This is a genomic window from Candidatus Villigracilis proximus (assembly GCF_016717045.1).
GTDB classification, from domain to species: Bacteria; Chloroflexota; Anaerolineae; order Anaerolineales; family Villigracilaceae; genus Villigracilis; species Villigracilis proximus.
Map to the genome: position 1 here is coordinate 24,720 of NZ_JADJUO010000023.1, position 19,501 is coordinate 44,220.

Annotated in this window: 17 protein-coding genes, 3 pseudogenes and 1 riboswitch; all 20 genes and pseudogenes read right to left on the bottom strand. The window is 49.2% G+C overall.

Going from position 1 to position 19,501, the window contains the following annotated elements; genetic code table 11:
- Positions 1 to 24: 24 nt before the first annotated feature.
- A complete protein-coding gene (acnA, locus tag IPL71_RS20900) occupies positions 25 to 2,721 on the bottom strand; it encodes an aconitate hydratase AcnA (RefSeq protein ID WP_345324996.1) in 2,697 nt (898 codons plus the stop codon).
- 263 nt (positions 2,722 to 2,984) lie between these two features.
- Positions 2,985 to 3,944 (bottom strand): adenosine deaminase, encoded by a 960-nt coding sequence (gene add, locus IPL71_RS20905; protein WP_345324998.1) that lies wholly within the window; start codon positions 3,942 to 3,944, stop codon positions 2,985 to 2,987.
- A 174-nt stretch (positions 3,945 to 4,118) separates the two neighbouring features.
- The gene (locus IPL71_RS20910) at positions 4,119 to 5,246 is read right to left on the bottom strand and encodes a hypothetical protein (protein WP_345325000.1); all 1,128 of its coding nucleotides are present in this window, start codon (positions 5,244 to 5,246) and stop codon (positions 4,119 to 4,121) included.
- Positions 5,247 to 5,250: 4 nt separating this feature from the next.
- Complete coding sequence (locus tag IPL71_RS20915; protein ID WP_345325002.1) at positions 5,251 to 6,297, bottom strand: preprotein translocase subunit SecA; 1,047 nt, start codon at positions 6,295 to 6,297, stop codon at positions 5,251 to 5,253.
- Positions 6,294 to 8,168: a preprotein translocase subunit SecA gene (locus IPL71_RS20920; RefSeq protein ID WP_345325004.1), complete on the bottom strand. Its 1,875-nt coding sequence runs from the start codon at positions 8,166 to 8,168 to the stop codon at positions 6,294 to 6,296. Before IPL71_RS20920 ends, IPL71_RS20915 begins: the two co-directional genes overlap by 4 nt.
- A gap of 353 nt (positions 8,169 to 8,521) precedes the next feature.
- The gene (locus IPL71_RS20925) at positions 8,522 to 8,806 is read right to left on the bottom strand and encodes a hypothetical protein (RefSeq protein WP_345325006.1); all 285 of its coding nucleotides are present in this window, start codon (positions 8,804 to 8,806) and stop codon (positions 8,522 to 8,524) included.
- A 125-nt stretch (positions 8,807 to 8,931) separates the two neighbouring features.
- Complete coding sequence (locus tag IPL71_RS20930; protein WP_345325008.1) at positions 8,932 to 9,180, bottom strand: hypothetical protein; 249 nt, start codon at positions 9,178 to 9,180, stop codon at positions 8,932 to 8,934.
- An 11-nt stretch (positions 9,181 to 9,191) separates the two neighbouring features.
- Complete coding sequence (locus tag IPL71_RS20935; protein ID WP_345325010.1) at positions 9,192 to 9,407, bottom strand: hypothetical protein; 216 nt, start codon at positions 9,405 to 9,407, stop codon at positions 9,192 to 9,194.
- Positions 9,408 to 9,867: 460 nt separating this feature from the next.
- On the bottom strand, positions 9,868 to 10,083 hold the full coding sequence (locus IPL71_RS20940) for a hypothetical protein (protein WP_345325012.1): 216 nt from the start codon (positions 10,081 to 10,083) through the stop codon (positions 9,868 to 9,870).
- A gap of 102 nt (positions 10,084 to 10,185) precedes the next feature.
- Positions 10,186 to 10,313: riboswitch (cyclic di-AMP (ydaO/yuaA leader) on the bottom strand.
- Positions 10,314 to 10,485: 172 nt separating this feature from the next.
- A complete protein-coding gene (locus IPL71_RS20945; RefSeq protein WP_345325014.1) occupies positions 10,486 to 11,433 on the bottom strand; it encodes an NAD-dependent epimerase/dehydratase family protein in 948 nt (315 codons plus the stop codon).
- Between the two features lie 166 nt (positions 11,434 to 11,599).
- Complete coding sequence (locus IPL71_RS20950; protein WP_345325015.1) at positions 11,600 to 11,968, bottom strand: hypothetical protein; 369 nt, start codon at positions 11,966 to 11,968, stop codon at positions 11,600 to 11,602.
- A 93-nt stretch (positions 11,969 to 12,061) separates the two neighbouring features.
- Positions 12,062 to 13,542 (bottom strand): annotated as a pseudogene (locus tag IPL71_RS20955) (type I restriction-modification enzyme R subunit C-terminal domain-containing protein); the annotation flags it as partial.
- Between the two features lie 192 nt (positions 13,543 to 13,734).
- Positions 13,735 to 13,848: a GIY-YIG nuclease family protein gene (locus tag IPL71_RS20960; RefSeq protein WP_345325045.1), complete on the bottom strand. Its 114-nt coding sequence runs from the start codon at positions 13,846 to 13,848 to the stop codon at positions 13,735 to 13,737.
- 127 nt (positions 13,849 to 13,975) lie between these two features.
- Positions 13,976 to 14,782: pseudogene (locus tag IPL71_RS20965) on the bottom strand (DEAD/DEAH box helicase family protein); the annotation flags it as partial.
- Between the two features lie 100 nt (positions 14,783 to 14,882).
- Positions 14,883 to 15,524 carry a Fic family protein gene (locus IPL71_RS20970; protein WP_345325017.1) on the bottom strand — a complete coding sequence of 214 codons (642 nt, stop codon included), beginning with the start codon at positions 15,522 to 15,524 and terminating at the stop codon, positions 14,883 to 14,885.
- Positions 15,415 to 15,945 (bottom strand): Fic family protein, encoded by a 531-nt coding sequence (locus IPL71_RS20975; protein ID WP_345325019.1) that lies wholly within the window; start codon positions 15,943 to 15,945, stop codon positions 15,415 to 15,417. The genes IPL71_RS20970 and IPL71_RS20975 overlap by 110 nt, the downstream gene beginning before the upstream one ends.
- A 69-nt stretch (positions 15,946 to 16,014) precedes the next feature.
- Entirely contained in the window at positions 16,015 to 16,308 is a 294-nt protein-coding gene (locus IPL71_RS20980) for a restriction endonuclease subunit S (protein WP_345325021.1), read from the bottom strand.
- Positions 16,301 to 16,717 (bottom strand): restriction endonuclease subunit S, encoded by a 417-nt coding sequence (locus IPL71_RS20985; RefSeq protein WP_345325023.1) that lies wholly within the window; start codon positions 16,715 to 16,717, stop codon positions 16,301 to 16,303. The genes IPL71_RS20980 and IPL71_RS20985 overlap by 8 nt, the downstream gene beginning before the upstream one ends.
- 409 nt (positions 16,718 to 17,126) lie before the next feature.
- Positions 17,127 to 18,647, bottom strand: a pseudogene (locus tag IPL71_RS20990) (class I SAM-dependent DNA methyltransferase).
- 16 nt (positions 18,648 to 18,663) lie between these two features.
- Positions 18,664 to 19,473: a hypothetical protein gene (locus tag IPL71_RS20995; protein ID WP_345325025.1), complete on the bottom strand. Its 810-nt coding sequence runs from the start codon at positions 19,471 to 19,473 to the stop codon at positions 18,664 to 18,666.
- Between the last annotated feature and the right edge of the window lie 28 nt (positions 19,474 to 19,501).

Genomic DNA, 19,501 nt, shown 5'->3' on the forward strand with positions numbered 1-19,501 from the left:
TCAAAAAGATGGCGGCTTATTTTTTTACTTCACCAAATTTCTCAAAACCGTATGCAGGATACCGCCGTTGCGGTAGTAATTTACTTCCACATCGGTATTCAGCAACACGGTCACTTTAAACTCAATAACTTTCCCGTCAGATTTCTTCGCCTTGACTGTGATCTCGCTTTGCGGCTTGATCTGGTCATTGACGCCTTCAATGGTAAACACTTCGCTGCCGTCCAGACCGAGGGACTCGGCATTTTGTCCCTGAGTGAATCTCAGCGGAAGCACACCCATACCAACCAAATTCGAGCGGTGAATGCGTTCAAACGATTCAGCAATGACGGCCTTCACGCCCTGCAGCATCGGTCCCTTCGCGGCCCAGTCACGGCTGGAGCCGGTGCCATATTCCTTGCCTGCCAGAATAATGCTTGGCACGCCTTCACTTTGATATTTCATGGCCGCATCAAAAATGGACATCACCTCACCGGAAGTGTGGTGCTTGGTCCAGTTGCCTTCTTTGGGAGCGACCAGTTGATTCTTCAAGCGGATATTCGCGAACGTGCCGCGTGCCATCACCTGATCATTCCCACGGCGCGCGCCATACGAGTTGAAGTATGTGGGCGCCACATCATGTTCCTGCAAAAACTTCCCAGCCGGACTGTCTGTGGCGATGTTACCAGCGGGTGAAATGTGATCGGTGGTGATCGAGTCGCCGAACATGCCCAATACGCGGGCTGATTGAATTCCCTTTACAGCGCCCACTTCCATTGTGATGCTTTGGAAATACGGAGGATGATGGATGTAAGTTGAGTTTTCATCCCACGCATACAAGTCACCTTCCACAACCTTGACCTCTTTCCACATATCTGAACCGGCAAATACATCAGCATATTTGGCTTTGAACATTTCAGCTTTGACATTGGACTCAATCGCTTCGCTGATTTCCTGTTGGCTGGGCCATAAATCTTTGAGATATACAGGCTGATTGTTTTTGTCTGTGCCAAGCGCATCATTATTCAAGTCAATATCCACGGTGCCGGCGAGCGCGTACGCAACCACCAATGGAGGAGATGCAAGATAATTGGCTTTCACCAACGGATGCACACGTCCTTCAAAGTTACGATTGCCGGAAATCACCGCAGCCGCAACAAGATCACTGCCGGTAACGGCTTTGGCAACTTCACCCGGCAACGGGCCTGAGTTACCGATACAAGTTGTGCAGCCATAAGCGATGACATTGAATCCAAGTTTGGAAAGCGGTTCGATCAGCCCGGCGTTTTGGAGATACTCAGTCACAACCAATGAACCGGGCGCGAGAGAAGTCTTGACATACGGCTTCACATTCAAGCCTTTTTCAACGGCCTTCTTTGCGACCAATCCCGCGGCGATCATGACAGACGGGTTGGATGTATTCGTGCAGGAGGTAATCGCGGCGATCACAATTGCGCCATGCTTCATAACCTGTGCGCCGCCATTCGTGCCAAAAACAGCTTCGCGAGTCAAGGCTTCTTCAGAAAGTTCATAACCACGATCTTTAACCGGGGCGATTAATGCCTTTCGAAATGTATCCTGCATATCGGTCAGGGCGACGCGGTCTTGCGGTCGCTTGGGACCTGCCAAAGACGGGACAACAGAAGCAAGGTCGAGTTCGAGCATGTCTGTATATTCAGGCTCAGGCATACCGGCTTCGTGGAAAAGTCCCTGGGCGCGCATGTAGGCTTCGGTGCGATCCACTACTTCGTCTGGCCGACCCGTTAGACGCATGTAGCGCAGCGTCTCTTCATCCACAGGGAAGTAGCCCATTGTGGCGCCATATTCAGGAGCCATGTTCGCAATCGTGGCGCGATCCGTCAACGACATGTGACTGAGACCTTCGCCATAGAACTCAACAAATTTATCGACCACACCTTTTTTGCGCAGCATTTGTGTGACGGTCAACACGAGGTCGGTGGCGGTGACGCCTTCGCTGAGTTTGCCATACAGTTTGAAACCGATCACATCGGGCAGCAGCATGTCCATCGGCTGGCCGAGCATAACGGCTTCGGCTTCGATGCCACCCACGCCCCAGCCGACGACGCCGAGGCCGTTGATCATGGTGGTGTGTGAGTCTGTGCCGACAACCGTATCAGGGAAGGCAAGCACATCGTCGCCGTCAATTTTGGTCATAACGACTTCGGCGAGATTTTCAAGATTGACCTGATGCACAATGCCGGTCATTGGCGGCACAACGCGGAAATTACTAAAGGCTTTTTGTCCCCATTTGAGAAATTCATAACGTTCGCGATTGCGCAGAAATTCCATTTCGGTGTTGCGATTAAGCGCATCGGTTGTGGCGAAGAAATCAACCTGCACCGAGTGATCGATGACCAGATCCACCGGCACCAATGGATTAATTTTCTTCGGGTCGCCGCCGAGACGGGCAACTGCCGAACGCATGGCGGCCAGATCAACGACTGCGGGCACGCCTGTGAAATCCTGCATGACCACGCGGCCGGGCAAAAACGGAATACCGGGGCGTGCGCCTTTGGGAGTCCACGCGGCGATGTTCTTCACATCGTTCTGCGTAATCTCATTATCATTGCATTGACGAAGAGCGGCTTCAAGCACGATACGGATCGAGAAAGGCAGTTTACTTAAATTAACGAGGCCGGCCTTTTCCAACGCATCGAGACGAAAAATGATGTATTGCTTTTTTCCCACGGTCAATACATCACGGGACTTAAATAGGTCTTGCATGGTACTACTCCTTTGGTGATGAGGGTTTCGATAAAGGACAGGCGCAAGGCCTGTCCCTACTCACACCACAACTACGAAGAACCCAAAGGAGCGCCTTTGATATCCTTGCCTGGAATGTGGTGGGGTTTACATGATCGCTGTATCTTGAGCGCAGCCCAATGACAGGCTCAAGAGAAAATCCAAACATTTAACATACTTATCATAAAGCCCTTCGACCATCTTTCTCGAAGAGCATTCTTCAAACTTGATTCACACGCAAAAAACTACAACTTCAATTCCTGCGTGATCGACTCAACGAGCGTTACCTTTTCAATTTCATTTAGAAATGAAGTCTGTGCCGCGAGCAAAATGCTTTGCTTCAATTTCTCAAGCGGCACTTTTAATTCTTCGCAGGTATGCTGATACTCATGGGTCAGTGTAATGCGTGAAACACTCGGATCATCGGTGTTGACAGTCACATTCAACCCCGCCGCCATCATACGCGGCAGTGGATGTTCCGGCAGAGACTTCACCACACCCGATTGATAATTACTGGTTACACAAACTTCAAAGACCGTGCCGCGCTCACGCGCCAGGGCAGTGACATATTCATCTTCCAGCACGCGCACCCCGTGACCGATCCGCTCGGCATTTAAATTCTCAAGCGCATCGCGCACATTTCCCGCGCCGCCCCATTCACCCGCGTGAATGGTCACATGCAGCCCTGATTGTCTTGCTTCTTTAAAAATCCCATGAAACGCATCGGATTTAAATTCTGCTTCATTGCCTGCAAGATCAAGCCCAACCAGTCCATCTTTAATATGTTCAGCAGCGAGCCAGGCCACCTGCTCAGCCAGTTCGGGGCTTTCATGCCGGTTGACCGAAGCGATCAACCCGACCTTCATCCTATATTTCTTCGCCGCATTCTGCGCACTGGTGATGACCCAATCCATCACATCGTGCAAAGGGAATCCTTCTGCGCGGCTGAGCGCAACGGGTGTAAAACGCAGTTCCAGATAACGGATATTATCAAACGCCGCATCTTCAACCGCCTCGCGCGTAACACGATCTATGACATCAGGTGATCTATAAAAAAGTCTGAGTGTTTTAAATTTATCGAGGAAATTACTAAAGGTCATCGGGTCCTGGTCCTGCACCTGCACCAGCCCGCTGAGATTAAACATACTAACCGGAACCGTCACCCCATGCTGACGTGCAATATCCAGCATGGTTGTCAAACGCAAAAAGAACCTTCAAGATGGCGGTGTAACTCCACCTTGGGAAGGGAAAAAAATTTATTGAACGGAGCAGTTTCGTCGCGTGCCAATCTGCCTCTGTCACTTGCCGCATAAATTACCAAAGGGATTAAAAATCACGAGTAAAAAATTTCGTGGCCTTTATGCAGCGGTCAGTAAAATTTAGTGACGCTTTCTTTTCTTCTTGTTTATACCGCCAACCTGAACCTGCTGTGTCTGTTCAACGACCGGCGCAGGCGCTTCACTTTCAGAATTATCGACCAGCGTAATCTCCACGCGCCGCGGTCTCGCCGCAAAAGCGCGCCCGATTACCAATCCACGCACATCTTCGAGCAATTGCTGGAACATTTCCGATGCGCGACCTTTATATTGTACCAGTGGGTCACGTTGGGCGTAAGCCTCAAGCCCGATCGACACGCGCAAGGCTTCAACTTTTGTGAGATATTCCACCCACAACTCGCTGAACGCGCTCAATAACAATTGACGATGGACATCATTGAGGACATATTTCCCGATCGACTCGACCAACAGCGCGCGGTCTGACTCACTGAGAGTTGATATCGTCTCGTTGAGCCGATTCTCCCCGAATCCTTCAACACGGCTCAGGATACGCGCGGCAGGACCAAAATCCGCCAGCCGGGTTGCATTCTGACTCAGCCGCGCAAACTCACTCTGACCCCAGGTGGTGCGCAAAACATTTTCAGCAGCTTCAAGATGCGCCATTACATCTTCCACCACATCCTGCGCTTCACGGTTATCCATCAACTGAGCGGCCAGGAAAATATAGGCGAAACGGGTGTACCCCTGTTTGACCTGTTTGTGAGTCTTCTGATCAAACGCGGCACGCACGCCTTGCGAAAGAGTCAAAAGTAAACGCAATTTGGCTGCATCACTTTCCACAGACTCACGCTGGAGAAAAGCGTCAAGATCCCGTTCGACCTGCGCATTCAAGCGTTCACGTTTATGCGCCAGTCCTTCACGCGCCGTATTCAGAATCACCTCATCAAGCTCATCCCAATCGGCGGGCAAAGGTGTCGCCCAGCTTAATTGTTCGCCAACCCGGTTTTGGATCGCACCGATCAGCCGTTTGGCATTCAATTCGGTCAACTGCTGCGAGACCAGATCCTGGATGTCTTCCTTCACGCTTTCAGGGTCATCGCCCAAAGCGCGCATCATTTCATTATTAAGTTTCAGCGGCAAGCGGACAAGCGCGGCAAGCTCTTCCACGATCTTTTGCGGACGGGGTGTTTCCTCCATGCCGCGCAGGCCTTCAAAATAGGCATCGATCAAATCGTCACGCTCGTTCGTCTGTGTTTCCGAAAGACTCGCGTGTTTTCTTAACCAGAGATTCGATCGCGCGCAAATTATGTTCGCCTTCCGTATCAATGGCACGGGAAACGACATTTAATGTTAAACGTTTCAGGCTGTCGGCATCACCCTGCAATTCTTTCAAAATCAGTTTATAGCCATAGGACGGATAAACGCCATCTACAGACTCAAAGGGAGGCTGAACCTGTTCGAGCCACGCCAGCAATTTCCACGGGCCTTCTTCATCAGCAAGGCCCATATCCACGCGCTTTTCCACTTCACTTTGAAGCATGTCGGCCACATCTTCGCTCAGGTCTTCCTTAACGAAAATACGGTCGCGTTGATTGTAGATCTGCGAGCGCTGTTTATTGAGCACATCGTCATATTCAAGCAAATGCTTGCGCACATCAAAGTTCGCACCTTCGACGCGGGTCTGTGAACCTTCAATGATGTTACTCACAAGACGCACTTCCAGCGGAAGTGAATCATCCACCTTAAGGCGTTCCATCAGCCCACCGACCTGGTCGCCGCCGAACATGCGCATCAGATCATCCTGCAATGAAAGGTAAAAGCGGGATGAACCGGGGTCACCCTGACGGGCAGCACGTCCGCGTAACTGATTATCGATACGGCGTGCTTCATGACGCTCGGAACCGATGACATGCAAACCGCCAAGTTCCTTAACGCGTTCCATATCATCGAAATATTGCAGGAAGAGTTTTACTTCGGCTTCGTAAATGCCAAATTGAGCAGGGTCCGCCTTAAGCAAAACCTGACGGCGTTCTTCGAGAGTCATGTCAAATGGATCGGCATGGCCCACTTTACGCAGGACACGATTGGCGGCCGCGATCACTTCTTCCGCTACTTCGCCGCCGAGTTTAATATCCACACCACGGCCGGCCATGTTGGTGGCGATGGTCACGGCACCGAAGGCACCTGCACCGGCGATGATCTGCGATTCTCCGGTGTGTTTGCGGGCATTCAAAACAAGATGCGGAACGCCGCCCTGAATGATGGCCTTTAAAGCGGTCACCAGACTCTTCCGGGCAAGGCAAGCGCATCGAGTAATATTTTTAAGTTGGCTGCTTCTTCAGGATTAATACTGGTGACGCCGTGCGGTTTGATGAAATTACGCAATGCGTCAGGCGTGATCTTTTCGATCGGTTCGTTAAAAGGCGCGAGTTCGGCGATCAGACGGCCATCTTCTTCGAGGTCTTTGGCTTTCATGTATGCCCGTCGCACAAGAGTCACTTGCAGTAAACGGCGAACAGGTTCGGCCTTGAGTCGACCCGAGAGTCTGTCGGATGATTCAACGGAAGTGGTACCCACGAGCATCGGTCTGCCCAGCGCGTGATAGCGGATAACTTCCATCACGATGGCGCGTAACTTTGCTTCGACGGTGCGATAGATCACATCGGGATAATCTTTTCTGCGATAGAACAACGGGGATGTATCACCCGAGCGCGCAAAGTATGAATAGGTGTAGCCTTCCTCATCCTTGGATTTGATCTCGGTCAACGGAGCACCCTTACCGAAGGATTGATACTCAAGATTTGGCGGGACGGGAGCCACTTCGAGTTTATAGATCTTGTTGAATTCTTCGGCTTCGGTTAATGCGGTACCGGTCATGCCCGCAAGTTTTTGATACATGCGGAAATAATTTTGCAGGGTGATGGTGGCGTAGGTGACCGAACTCGGCTCCACCTTAACACCTTCCTTGGCTTCGACCGCTTGATGCAGGCCATCGCTCCAGCGGCGGCCCGGCATTTGACGGCCGGTGAATTCGTCCACGATGACGACTTTGCCGCCCTGTACCAGATATTCCTTGTTGCGGATAAAGAGGAACTGCGCGCGCAACGCCTGTTCGAGGTAACCGGTGAGACGTGCCTGCTCGGGCGTAAGATCTTCGGGGCGGTCGGGATCGAGCAATATCAGGCCGAGGATCGACTCAACGTGACTGAATCCAACTTCCGTTAAAGTAACGTTGCGATTCTTTTCATCCAATTCATAATCTTCGGCGCGAAGTTGTTTGACGACCTGAGCCATCTTGCCGTACCATTCCAGATCGCCGGAAGCGGGGCCTGAAATAATGAGCGGGGTGCGGGCTTCGTCGATCAGGACGTTATCGACTTCATCGACGATGGCGAAGTAGTGGCCGCGCTGTACGCGATTTTCCAAACGCATGGCCATATTATCGCGCAGATAATCGAAACCGAATTCTGAGTTGGTGCCATAGGTGACATCGGCGCTGTAAGCTTCGACGCGGTCTACGAGACGCAGGTTGTGTTGATCTTCATGCGGGGATTCTTTTTCGAAATCAACCATGAAGGCTTTCTTGCCGTTTTCAGTGGCGGCGGCCATTTGCAAGACACCAACCGAGACGCCGAGCGCGTCAAAAATGGGAGCCATCCAACGCGCATCACGCCGCGCCAGATAATCATTGACCGTGATGAGATGCACGCCACGGCCGGTTAATGCATTGAGGTAAACAGGCAAAGTTGAAACAAGGGTCTTGCCTTCGCCGGTGCGCATTTCTGCGATCTGGCTGTGATGCAGGGCGCCGCCGCCGATGATCTGCACATCATAATGACGCAGACCAATGGTGCGTTTGGATGCTTCACGCACTGCGGCAAACGCCTCAGGCATGATCTCATCCAGTGCATCCTGTTCAAACTTATTGCGCTCTTCATCGCGTTCCTGTCCGCTGATGGGCGGGGGATTTAAGCCAACCAAGGCTTGCGCAATACGCGCTTTGAATTCACCGGTCTTGGCTCGCAAGGCTTCATCACTTAAGGCGGAATATTCCGCTTCAAGCGCATTGACCTGGATCACGAGATCTTTAAATTGATCGACTGTCTTTTTTGTGGGGTTGCCACTGAATAGTTGTACGAAGTTTTTAAGCATATAAGCCCTTTCAAGGGGGATTATAGCATGGGAGGTTGTGGGGAGAATTTGAATTTTATTAATGTTTGGGGGGATCGGACGGTAGGGCTATTCCAAGGTCAGAAAACCTGAACGCGAATTACGCGAAAAGGCGAATTACACGAAAAACCTTTTTAAATTCGCAAAATTCGTTCATTCGAGAAATTCGCGTTCCAAGCACGCCGCAGAAATTAAGACTCGTCAAGCGACCTTGGAAAAGCCATGGGGTGGACGGTGGACGATTGTTTACCATTTACCAGAGCAGACCTGACAGGTTTTACCGTGACATACTGAACGCAGGAATCTCACAGGAAACCTGTCAGGTCTTTTATATTTTATTTATTCACAAGACGGAAAGACTTCTCTTCCCAGACGATCGTGGACGATTTCGCTTGTGTTCGCCGTACTTCATTGGCAACAAAGGTGAGGATCTCCTTGCGGCGACCTGCCGCCCAGGGAAATGCCGCATCCCATTTGTCTTCGGCAGGGATCGTCACAATGGCGACAGTATCGCCTCCGCCAAATTCAAAATAAAAATCGCAGGTATTCTTCTTCAACCAGCCTTCGATATATTGCACAGTGCCGGAAGGTCCCTTTTGAATGATGTTGATCTTTGCCATTTTAAAAAATCTCCTTTGGGCCATGTATGGATAAAACTGCTGTAACCAACTTTATCCATAATTTTACTAAAGGTCGAAGTTATATTGAGCAAAAGGTCAAAACCCATTCTTCCCATTAAAAAATCTCAATATCCCAACGCCCGTATGATGGGACCACAGACCCAGCCAATGATCACGGATGCGAAACCACAGATCAAGGTTGCGAATGGATGAAAGATAAAAACCAGCGACGGATAAAAGTAGACCGCGGCCGTAATCAGCAACAGCAGCCCGCCAATCGTTGTACCGACCCCGGCGACGAGGGCGCTTGTCCCTTCGAGGATCGTAGTGACCATGTAGGATCGTCCGCGCCACCCAACTTCGATCCTTTCCATGAAAGTCCCCATCAGGCCATAGATAAAGAATAGACCCCCAAAAGCAACCCATATCCACTTGCTAAGCGGGTCTTTCTCCAATTCATAGGAGTAATATCATTATCAGGGATGGAACTTGAGACCCACATATAAATTAACGCTGTCCCGCCCAGAACAATGATTATGCCTAATAGACTAACCAATATCCCCTCAAGACCGTCTTCTTCCTGCTTCACTTCATGAGACATAATTTTGCCCTCCGCAAAACTCAAAAAGTTTTCACACTACGATACGGGAAAAGAATCCACCATAGAGCATTTACAAGCTAACCGAGACCTTCCTCTCTCCACCAATAACTGCCAACGCCAATGACTGTTAGAAAAGCGAGAACAGTGCAGCCTCACCCCAGGTAAGGTCCGCCAGAAAATGACTGCTGAAAAGGACTGTTAAAAATACAACAACAATAGCAATCAGGTAGTTACGAATTTTTGCGGGCATAAGATGTTTCTTTATCCAGTATGGGATGGGTAATTTTTAAATAGTGAAAACTTCCCAGAGAACAATAATTATAGTTCTCCGGGAAGTTCCTGTATATGTCTCTGAACACAACAATTGCTTTTGTGCGGATTTTTTTATTTAAGATTGGCGAATCAAAAAGGAGCGGATCCGTGAACGGTCCGCTCCTTTTTTGTGATGCTCATATTTCGTTTACCCGATCAAGATCGCCAGCAGACGCAAGGGTGCTTTGAAAACAGCAGCCCAATCTGATTTCTGTCTTCCGGTTACCTGCGGCTTTGCCAACAAAGTGTGTTCGTGCATCATCTGGAAGCGCCGCTTTTCGTGATCAAGAGCCGCCGCTTTGATCTCATAGGCGTTTCTCCAGGAAGCGCGTTTTTCCGGTGTGTGGTTGTAGAAGTTATGCATTGTGTTCTCCTGAAATAAAAAAACAAGTCTTTTGCCATCCGACAATTCCCTTCGCAGTACGCGAAGCTCACGACCTGAAATACTCATGGAGAATGGTATTTCCTGTGTGACCTTCGACGCCTACGAGGTTAGCTGTCGGGCTGGAGCAGAAGACTTGCTCTACAACGCATACGCGTCATTTCGCCCCGGAAGTGGGTTCCCCGATCAAAAAGATTCGGCGTACAACAATCAAGTTACTCATTCACTATAACATAACAAATTTCATACAAGAAGTACCCTTTTGGGTAAACATGCAGATTAGGGGTATTACCTATTATCAGCAGACCATGGACGATAGATCGTTGACCGTGTTTTTCCATCGTCCATATCATCCCGGTTGAACCTGTCACATGATTTAAAATATTATGTCTGTTCTTTCAGCCAGGCCAGTGTTTCATCAAACGCTTGCTCGGGTGAAACAGTAGGTCGATAACCAAAATCGTTCCGGGCTTTGATTCCTTTAAAATAAAAATCCCGGCAGGTTGATAACATAACATAGCGCGTTAACAGCGGCGGCTGGGGACCCACCCCGAAGCGCGCCAGGGTTTCAAACATAAGCGCCAATCCATAGGCAAACGCATCCGGGATGCGTTTGCCGGGAACCGGGTATCCAAGAGCGGTCAGGTAAGGGGTAACGAAATCATAGAAATTACCCGGTTCATGATCGGTGATGAAGTACGCCTGTCCGCTGACCACTGAATCCTGTTGTAACGCGAGCGCAGCCCGTATGTGTGCTTCCACCAAATTAGTGATGTAGATGTGATTGAATCGAGCACTGCCATCGCCTAGATAAATCATTTTTCCCTGCCGGGCAGCTTTGAGGATGGGAGGGAAGCGATGTCGATCTCCGGGGCCATAGATGCCGGCGGCACGCAGGGCGCAGGTCTGCAATCCCCGGGGTTGATTGGCGTGCAAGATATCCTGCTCAGCCAGAGCTTTCGTGTGACTGTAATCATCCAAATGTTGTTTGGGATAAGGCTGCTGTTCATCACCGTTGCTAATGGGAGAGCCATCGAACACCACATCAACGGAGCTGGTGTAGATCAAACGTGTCACACCCTGTTTATGACAGGCTTCAATGACATTACGATTGCCCCGCACATTGACCGCCATCAGACGTTCACGACTGCGTGATCCCCAATCCACCAAGGCGGCGGTCTGAAACACTGTATCGACTCCGGCACAAGCCTGCAAAACTTGTTCCGGGTTGCAAAGGTCGCCAATGATCGATTCAACGTCCGAATCGGGACATGGGTTCAGGTCAAAGCACCGCACCTGATCAAAACCGGACTTTTTCAGTCCGCTGATCAACGCCGCTCTAAAAATCCACTACCGCCAATGACAAGTATATTTTTTCATTTCCATTCCCGGATTGTATAACGAAATGAAAAGAGTGCCATCAAGATCAACCAACGATGGTAAAGCGGACCGTGGACGATAGACCGTTGACCATGTTTCTATCGTCCATCGTCTACCGTTAATTATCCTTCAACTCAACCGCGATGATATCGATACTAGTGCTGCCGACGTTCTCGAGCGTATGCGGCGGAAGAGGCTGAGACCATAAAACTTCGGAAGGGGTTTTGAATGCTTCAACCGTTCTGGAGTCTAGTAAAACTTTTCCATTTTCGTCACAGCGGACAAACTCACCCCAGCTCTTAACATATAAAACGCTTGGCCAGCGATGTGTGTGAACAGGAACTTTATCGCCTGCAGGGATGGATGTATAAAGCACCCGCACTCGTTCATTTTCGAACAATAGTTTATGATGGTTTGGCGCAGCGATCAGCGCATCAAGCGAGTCTATTGATTGCCAATCTTGCATGGAGGGTACGGGCGTATCCATGTTTTAGATCTCCTTTTGTATAAATACTTGTAAATTAAGATGTTTGATCGGAGTTATTGGCTTATACAATATCTATCGTTCCCCTCATATCTTTTATGCCGCTGCTTGTTGTGTGTACAGAAATTTCTGAAATTCAATAAATACATTTCGAATGCTCTGAATATTGCCCAATATTTGTTGGGCATCATCCAGAGCATGGTATTTGAGTTTGAGCAGGTCGGGAAGTTTTTCCTGATCGAGTTCTTCGACGCCGGTTTCGATGTATTTGGATAAAACAAATTCAACAAATTGTTTTTGTTCGTTGCTCAGCGCGGAGAAGATATCCGATTGCGCTTTGGCAACGCGGACTTCCCTTGTGATCGGCTGCACCGCGTATGAGACGTATTCCAGCACGTCGAAGAGGTCACTCTTTTCGGCGTTGATGAGGGACTGCATGATCTGTAGTTGCTCCTTGCCAAAGCCCGCTTCTGCCAGTTGTTCGAGCAGGGCTTTGCGTGTGTCGGGCTTGGACCAGATCGCGCGCAATTGTTCTTCATTCTTGAAGAAGTCGGGCAGTTTGCCGAAGAGTTTTTCCATGAATTGTTCGGCAGTGAGCGGTCTTCCATCTGCATCGTAGAACAGGGTATTTGCCATGTGCTGAATTTCGCGCTCTTTGCCGTCGCGCAGTTTGATTTTGACTTTTACTTTGGGTTCAGGCGGCTCGTTGGGTCCCTCATATGGTGGACGTGGCGGTTCACCAGTCTTTTTTGGTTCCACTGGTTCTTCTGGTTCTCCATCCCATTCGGGGTCGGCAAAGTGATTATGAGCATCGACAAAGTCGTAGATGGTGAAATATTCCTTCCCATCAAAGAGACGTGTGCCACGGCCAATAATTTGCTTGAATTCGATGATCGTTCTGATCGGACGCATGAGGATAATGCTGCGGATGTTGCGCGCATCCACGCCCGTGGACAGTTTTTGCGAGGTGGTCAAAATGGTGGGAATGGTCTTTTCGTTATCTTGAAACTCGCGCAGATATTGCTCGCCGAGTTCGCCATCGTTGGCAGTGACGCGGACGCAGTACATTGGGTCAGTGCTTTTCTTGTACTGGTTGATCAGATCGCGGACTGCTGCGGCGTGATCCTGGGTGGCGCAGAAGACCAGGGCTTTCTCATTCTGGTTGATCTCGTCCATGAAGAGCTGGACGCGCTTGGCTTCACGGGCTTTGATCTCGATGATGCGGTTGAAATCAGCTTCCTTGTAAACTTTGCCTGTTTCAATTTCACCTTCGATGATTGTGTCATCCGAGGTGTAGATGTATTCATCGAGGGTAGTTTTGATATTGCGGACTTTGAAGGAGTCAGGAATCCGTCGTTGATGCCTTCCTTCAGAGAGTAGACGTAAACGGGTTCGCCAAAATATTTGTAGGTGTCAACATTGTCTTTGCGTTTGGGCGTGGCGGTGAGACCAAGCTGCACAGCGGGCGAGAAATATTCCATGATATCGCGCCAGTTGCCTTCGTCGTTGGCGCCGCCGCGGTGACATTCGTCGATGACGATGAAGTCGAAATAATCTTTAGGATATTCGCCAAAGTACCCTTCGACAGGCTCAGGAACCTTTGGCGATTCAGCGACAGCCTGTTTGTTTTTCGATAATTCCTTGAGCAGTTCCATGTCGCCTTTAATTAATGCCAATTTCTTGGCTCTGCTCCATTTTGAATCTGCTTCTCTCTATTAACCGAATCTATTCTGTCAAAAGTCTCATAATAAACCAGCTTGATCGGCAGATTATTTTTTTGTATATTCTGCACCTTCGCCATTTTTATGTTGCTCCATTCGCAAGCGTAAATCTTTTGTACTTCCCGTATAAAAACTTCCGTCGACGCACTCCAAAATATACATATATCCATAAGCGCGTTTCACTGAATCATATTAAGTTCGGCAAGTTCGACAGGCTCACTTACCGAAAGAGCGGTGGGGAATTCATGAGCAGTAGGTGCTTCATGAGCGGTGGGTGAGCCTGTCAGAACCCGCTCCTGAAGGTCTGAAAGATGGTGAAGAAGATGCTGCCATTGGTTGGGACGCCGCCGCGCTTGCGGATGTCGTTTGGTTTGATGCGGACAAGGGCATCTTCGGGAAAGGCGTTGAAGGCGTTAAATGCCTGGTCGGCGAGAATATTTCGGTCGGCCAGAAACAGGATTCGGGGCCGTCGCGAAGCGTCGCGCATTAAATTCCAGCGGCTGTGGAATAACTTCCAGGCGATCTGAAAGGCGATGAAGGTTTTGCCAGTGCCCGTGGCGAGAGTCAAAAGGATGCGTTGCTTTTTTTCGGCGATGGCTTCCATGACGCTGTTGACGGCGATCTCTTGATAATAGCGCGCGGACTTGGTGCCGCCTACATCTTCATAGGGGACGAGGTCGAAGGAGTTGTTCCAGTTGTCCCGCGGGGTGACAGCGAATGTTCTGTTCCAGAGTTCTTCGGGTGTGGGGAATTTGGCGATGGTGCCTTCGCCGCCCGCCATGTTGATCTCGTAGATCTCTTTGCCGTTGGCGGCATAGGCGAAGTTGAGGCTGAGTTTTTGAGCGTAGTTCTTGGCTTGCCCCACGCCTTCGCCGACTGGACGTTCGTTGCTTTTGGCTTCGATGACGGCGAGTTGACGATTTTTATAGACCAGAATGTAATCGGTGATGAGCGGTTTGCTGCGCCCGCCGCCCGCCTGGATTTTGCCGTCTGTGATGTGACGTTCGCGCAGGATTCGCGCGCCATCCAAAACACCCCAGCCTGCTTCGCGCAGTTTGGGGTCGATCAGTTCGGCTCTGGTCTCAGCTTCGTTCATGACTACTTCCCTCAGGCGTTATCAGTGAAAATGTTCAGATATTCTCTGTACACATACGATTGACCATATTTTTTATCTTTATCTTTAGGCTCAAGGATCTTTAGCGCGATAAGGCGATCAATGACCATTTGTGCACCAGCACGGGTATTGAAGCCTGTCCATTTTGGACGAGGGCGACATTCACCACGGGCTGACTGTACAGCATGGATAAAACCTGCGATGCGCTCTCGAATGCGCGCTTGCCCAAAGTGCATATGGTTTCCAAGGTTTCTTTCACGCAGTGATGTGATCCTATCCACCATGCTGATTGCTTCATTGGCGGTTTCGACCACGCCATCCAGAAAAAATCAGGCCAGGGATAGATCTGTCCCTGATGATATTTTTCGAGACGTTGATAGTAAACGGTCTGATATTTTTTGAAGTAGGAGGAAAGGAATAGCACAGGGTTTTCCAGTGTGCCACTTTTCCACAGACAGAACATGATCAACATTCTGCCCGTTCTTCCATTGCCATCGAGGAAGAGATGGATGGTCTCAAATTTCGCGTGGACAAGCCCTGCTTTAATAGCGGGAGGAATCGTGTCATCGGTATGGATGAATTTCGCGATATCAGAGAGGGCAGGCAGGATTGCATCAGCGGGCGGCGAGGACGAAGGATGCGTTGTCGGGGCGTGTGCCGCCGATCCAGTTTTGAGTTTTTCTGAATTCTCCAGGGTCTGAAAACTGGGTTCCCCGCGCTTCATGCATTAACTCTTTGTGCAGTTCCCGCAATAAACGAATGGATACAGGGAAATTTTCTTCCTTGACTCTTTTCATGCCATAGTTCAAGGCGTGGATATAGTGCAGGATGTCATCGACATCGGCAGGGATGTTGGCATTGGTTTTGACTTCGGCTTCGATGGCGTCCACCATTGTGGCTTTTGTGCCTTCGATCTGGCTGGAGGATGCGGCATCTTTCCGCAGGTACATGAGCAAAAAGAAATTGGAATCGGGCAGGAATTTGGTGATGCCGTCCAGCTTTCCCAACAGATAGGATGCTTCAGTACTTTTTTTGAGCAGGGCAGGTGAAAATTCAAAGCCATCCTGCGGCGGGAATGGGTTTGGGATAAAGGCGGAGTAACCGCCAGCTTGCTTTCGTAATACGCCGAGTTCAATGGGTTTCATATTTGTATCCATTTGAGGACCAGATGTTCACAAAGTATACAAGTTTGTATACATCTGGTCAATAGATGTTCACAAACTTCCGCCAAACGCCTTCCCCAGCACGGACTTCTTCAACTCCTCCAGCGACTCCACCTTCTGCTGATAAATCTCCTCCAACCTCCCCGTTTCAGCGGACAGCGCCTCCAGCCGCCCGACGATGGCGCGTTGTTCGGCGAGTGGCGGAAGATGAATTTGCATATTTTGTATCATGCCCAATTTTAAGAATTTTGTATTTGCGCCAACCGATTGCTTTTTGAATTCTTTCAGACTGTTCAATAGTTGGTAGTAAAGCCAATTGTAAAGCACCTGATTTTTCTCATTCACAGTGATTACATAAGTTCTCTGGTAAGCATTGAATTTCCCTTTGTAGTGCTTCATTGAAATCACCGGAAGCGTTATTTCCTGCTAACAAGATTGCTTCACAATCGAAAGCGTATTTATCTATTGCGTACACTTCTCTTGAACAAGTAAAAAATGGATACTCGCCATCTTCTACAGCGGCATTTGCATTCAACCTTCCTGTTTTAATTTCGACCAAATTCCCCAAAGGTTCTTTTTCTGCTTTTATGCTTTGCAATACTGAATCAAACAACTCCCGCGCATTGACCAGATTCTGCTCGGCGTTGGACTTGGCTTGTGCAATGGACGCAAAGGCTTCGTCCAGCACAGACACAATCCGCTGTTGTTCGGGGAGGGGTGGAATAGGGATTTCAATATTTCTTATCAAAGGCATATTCAATCCCCGTCTGTCTTTGTTATCATCGCCTGTGATTTTCTTATCTCTTCATATCTACCATTCAAAAATGATTAAGAAATTCTAAAGATCAATTCGATCGTATTTGGATAAATACTAACCAAAGACTGATTGCAAGTAGCTTTTGTTCTCAATAAAGCCACCGTGCCGCGCGTCTTTCCTTGACCATTCAATGCCATCAAAACAGAATTGACGGGCAGGTATTTTGCGCTTGAACTTTGCATTCCCGCTTCGGTGATTCGTCCTTCACAATCAACATTTTTTATGAATATCACCAGAAACAAGCCATCTAACTTTTATTTAAAAATACTCCGACTTGCTTCTGCTTGGAGTACCGCCAATATCAATCCGCACACATCACCTATCTTTTTTATTTCCCCACCCTTCCTCATAACATCCCCTTGATCGCCTTCAAAATCTCCGCGCTCTCCTCGTCCAGCGACTTCATCTCGTCGAGAATAGTTAGCGGATCTCTCAGCGCAGAGTCCGCTTGCTTGTGTGGATTCTTAACCGAAAGGTCGAAGGAGGCGGGGTCTACATCCGCCATATTCACCGTCCACGAATTCCCCGAATCCGCTTTCGACTTTTTGCAGTTTCACAAAATCCGCCAGATCATTTTCATTCAACGGATTGGTCTTGCCGAGATTGCGCTCCAAATTCAATTGATAGAACCAGATTTTTGTCCCGTATCCTGAGCTTGTCGGAAGGCCCTTTTTCAAAGAACAGCACCACCGTCTTCACGCCCGCGCCCGTGAACGTCCCGCCAGGCAAATCCAGCACCGTGTGCAGGTTGCAGGTTTCGAGCAGCTGCTTGCGCAAACTCACCGACGCGTTATCGGTATTCGAAAGGAAGGTATTCTTGATCACCACACCCGCGCGTCCGCCCGCCTTCAAGATCTTGATGAAGTGCTGTAAAAACAAAAACGCCGTCTCGCCCGTTTTGATCGGGAAGTTCTGCTGCACCTCGGCGCGTTCCTTGCCGCCGAAAGGCGGGTTCGCCAGCACCACGTTGTAACGATCCCTCTCCTGAATATCAGAAAGATTCTCCGCCAGCGTGTTGGTATGCAAAATGTTCGGCGCTTCAATGCCATGCAGGATCATATTCATAATCCCGATGATATACGCCAGCGACTTCTTTTCCTTGCCGTAGAACGTTTTCTCCTGAAGCAGCTTCGCCTCTTTCGTGCCGATACCTGATCCTGCCCGAAGAAACTCAAACGCCTCGACGAGGAATCCCGCCGAACCAACCGCCCCATCGTAGATCGTCTCCCCGATCTTCGGGCTCACCACCTTCACGATCGTCTTGATCAGCGGACGCGGCGTGTAATACTCCCCGCCATTTCTACCCGCGTTGCCCATGTTCTTGATCTTATCCTCATACAACGCGCTCATCTCATGCTTTTCTTTCGACGATCGGAAGCGCAGTTCATCCACGAGATTGATCACCTAGCGCAGGTTGTATCCGCTCTGAATGCGGTTCTTCAACTCCGAAAAGATCTCCCCGATCTTGTACTCGATCGTATCCGCATGTTCAGCATCCGTCTTGAACTTCTTGAGATACGGAAACAACTTCACATTCACAAAATCGATCAAATCATCCCCCGTCATCGCCTTGTGATGATCGAGCTTCGCCCTGAGCGGAGACTGAGCGCCAGCATCAGCCGCAGTCGAAGGGTCTCCATTACTTACCTTCGGCGCAGCCCACACATCCCACTTAAACTTCTTATCAATGATCGGCGTGTACGTCTTGCCCGCCAACTCGGCAGCATCCTGCTTATCCTTTTCCAAATCATCCAAATACTTTAAGAACAGAATCCACGAAGTCTGCTCCACATAATCCAACTCACTGGAACAACCCGCGTCTTTCCATAATTTGTCGTCGATGTTTTTTGAAGGTTTGCTCGAACAAAATAATTTCCTCTACACTAAGGCGTGCCAAAACTAAAGTTATCGATCACAGCCTCGGCAAATGAATTCTCTGAACGCCATCCGCTTAATTGTCGTTCATATGTTGCAGATTTTAATTCATCGATATCTGCAACGGAAAATGAACCGAGTAACTGCCCATTTGCCGTACAAGTAAAGGTTGAGGTTTTTGGATCAAATGCCAGACGCAATGTGTAGGTGCGGTCAAATTCCGCTGGAATACCTTGTGAGAACAAGTTTTGCCGGTTGTAGTCACCGACAAATTCCAGGCTGATTGAATCAGGAGCAGCGCCTAACCCGCAATATGCATAAAAATTTGGATTGCTGGATTTTAAGATGGTCAACCCCTGGTTAACTGCGCCGTTCTGAACTCCCTTTTTAAATTGGATATCCGCTTGCATCACTCCAATTTGATCGAACGAAACGAGTCTCGGCTGATTTACCACGGCGATACAATCCGCCCCCTGCGAGTCTTCCTTGTTACTAATAAAAAGTCCCCCGCTCCTTTGAGCCACAATGCAGGTTGAAGAGAATTTTGAAAACCACTTATCGGTATTGATCACACCTTCATAAGATAAATTTTCAAAGTCATCATAAATCGCCAGCGGCCCGGTCGTTGGGATGGCAGACTGCGTTGAAGGGTTCCCTCCCGAAAAAACGCCGCTATCAAAAGTGAGGAAGAAGAAACCAATGACACCGAGAATAAGTCCTGTCATCCAGGTCTTTGTACCGGGCGTAACGGTAACCTTGTCAATTTTTAGAACATCAAAGCCTGTCAGAACAAGAAAAAATCCCGCCAGAATACCCAATGTCCCCCAAAAAGCCAAGTGGAGTTGT

What these genes read in the sequence shown, in the direction of transcription:
- IPL71_RS20935 (WP_345325010.1), bottom strand. Translation starts at nt 9,407, where the DNA reads ATGTCTCATGAAGTGAAGCAGGAAGAAGACGGTCTTGAGGGGATATTG.
- IPL71_RS20930 (WP_345325008.1), bottom strand. Translation starts at nt 9,180, where the DNA reads ATGGAAAGGATCGAAGTTGGGTGGCGCGGACGATCCTACATGGTCACT.
- IPL71_RS20940 (WP_345325012.1), bottom strand. Translation starts at nt 10,083, where the DNA reads ATGCATAACTTCTACAACCACACACCGGAAAAACGCGCTTCCTGGAGA.
- IPL71_RS20985 (WP_345325023.1), bottom strand. Translation starts at nt 16,717, where the DNA reads ATGCCTTTGATAAGAAATATTGAAATCCCTATTCCACCCCTCCCCGAA.
- IPL71_RS20975 (WP_345325019.1), bottom strand. Translation starts at nt 15,945, where the DNA reads ATGAAACCCATTGAACTCGGCGTATTACGAAAGCAAGCTGGCGGTTAC.
- IPL71_RS20970 (WP_345325017.1), bottom strand. Translation starts at nt 15,524, where the DNA reads ATGAAGCGCGGGGAACCCAGTTTTCAGACCCTGGAGAATTCAGAAAAA.
- IPL71_RS20950 (WP_345325015.1), bottom strand. Translation starts at nt 11,968, where the DNA reads ATGGATACGCCCGTACCCTCCATGCAAGATTGGCAATCAATAGACTCG.
- IPL71_RS20920 (WP_345325004.1), bottom strand. Translation starts at nt 8,168, where the DNA reads ATGCTTAAAAACTTCGTACAACTATTCAGTGGCAACCCCACAAAAAAG.
- IPL71_RS20960 (WP_345325045.1), bottom strand. Translation starts at nt 13,848, where the DNA reads ATGTATATTTTGGAGTGCGTCGACGGAAGTTTTTATACGGGAAGTACA.
- acnA (WP_345324996.1), bottom strand. Translation starts at nt 2,721, where the DNA reads ATGCAAGACCTATTTAAGTCCCGTGATGTATTGACCGTGGGAAAAAAG.
- IPL71_RS20925 (WP_345325006.1), bottom strand. Translation starts at nt 8,806, where the DNA reads ATGGCAAAGATCAACATCATTCAAAAGGGACCTTCCGGCACTGTGCAA.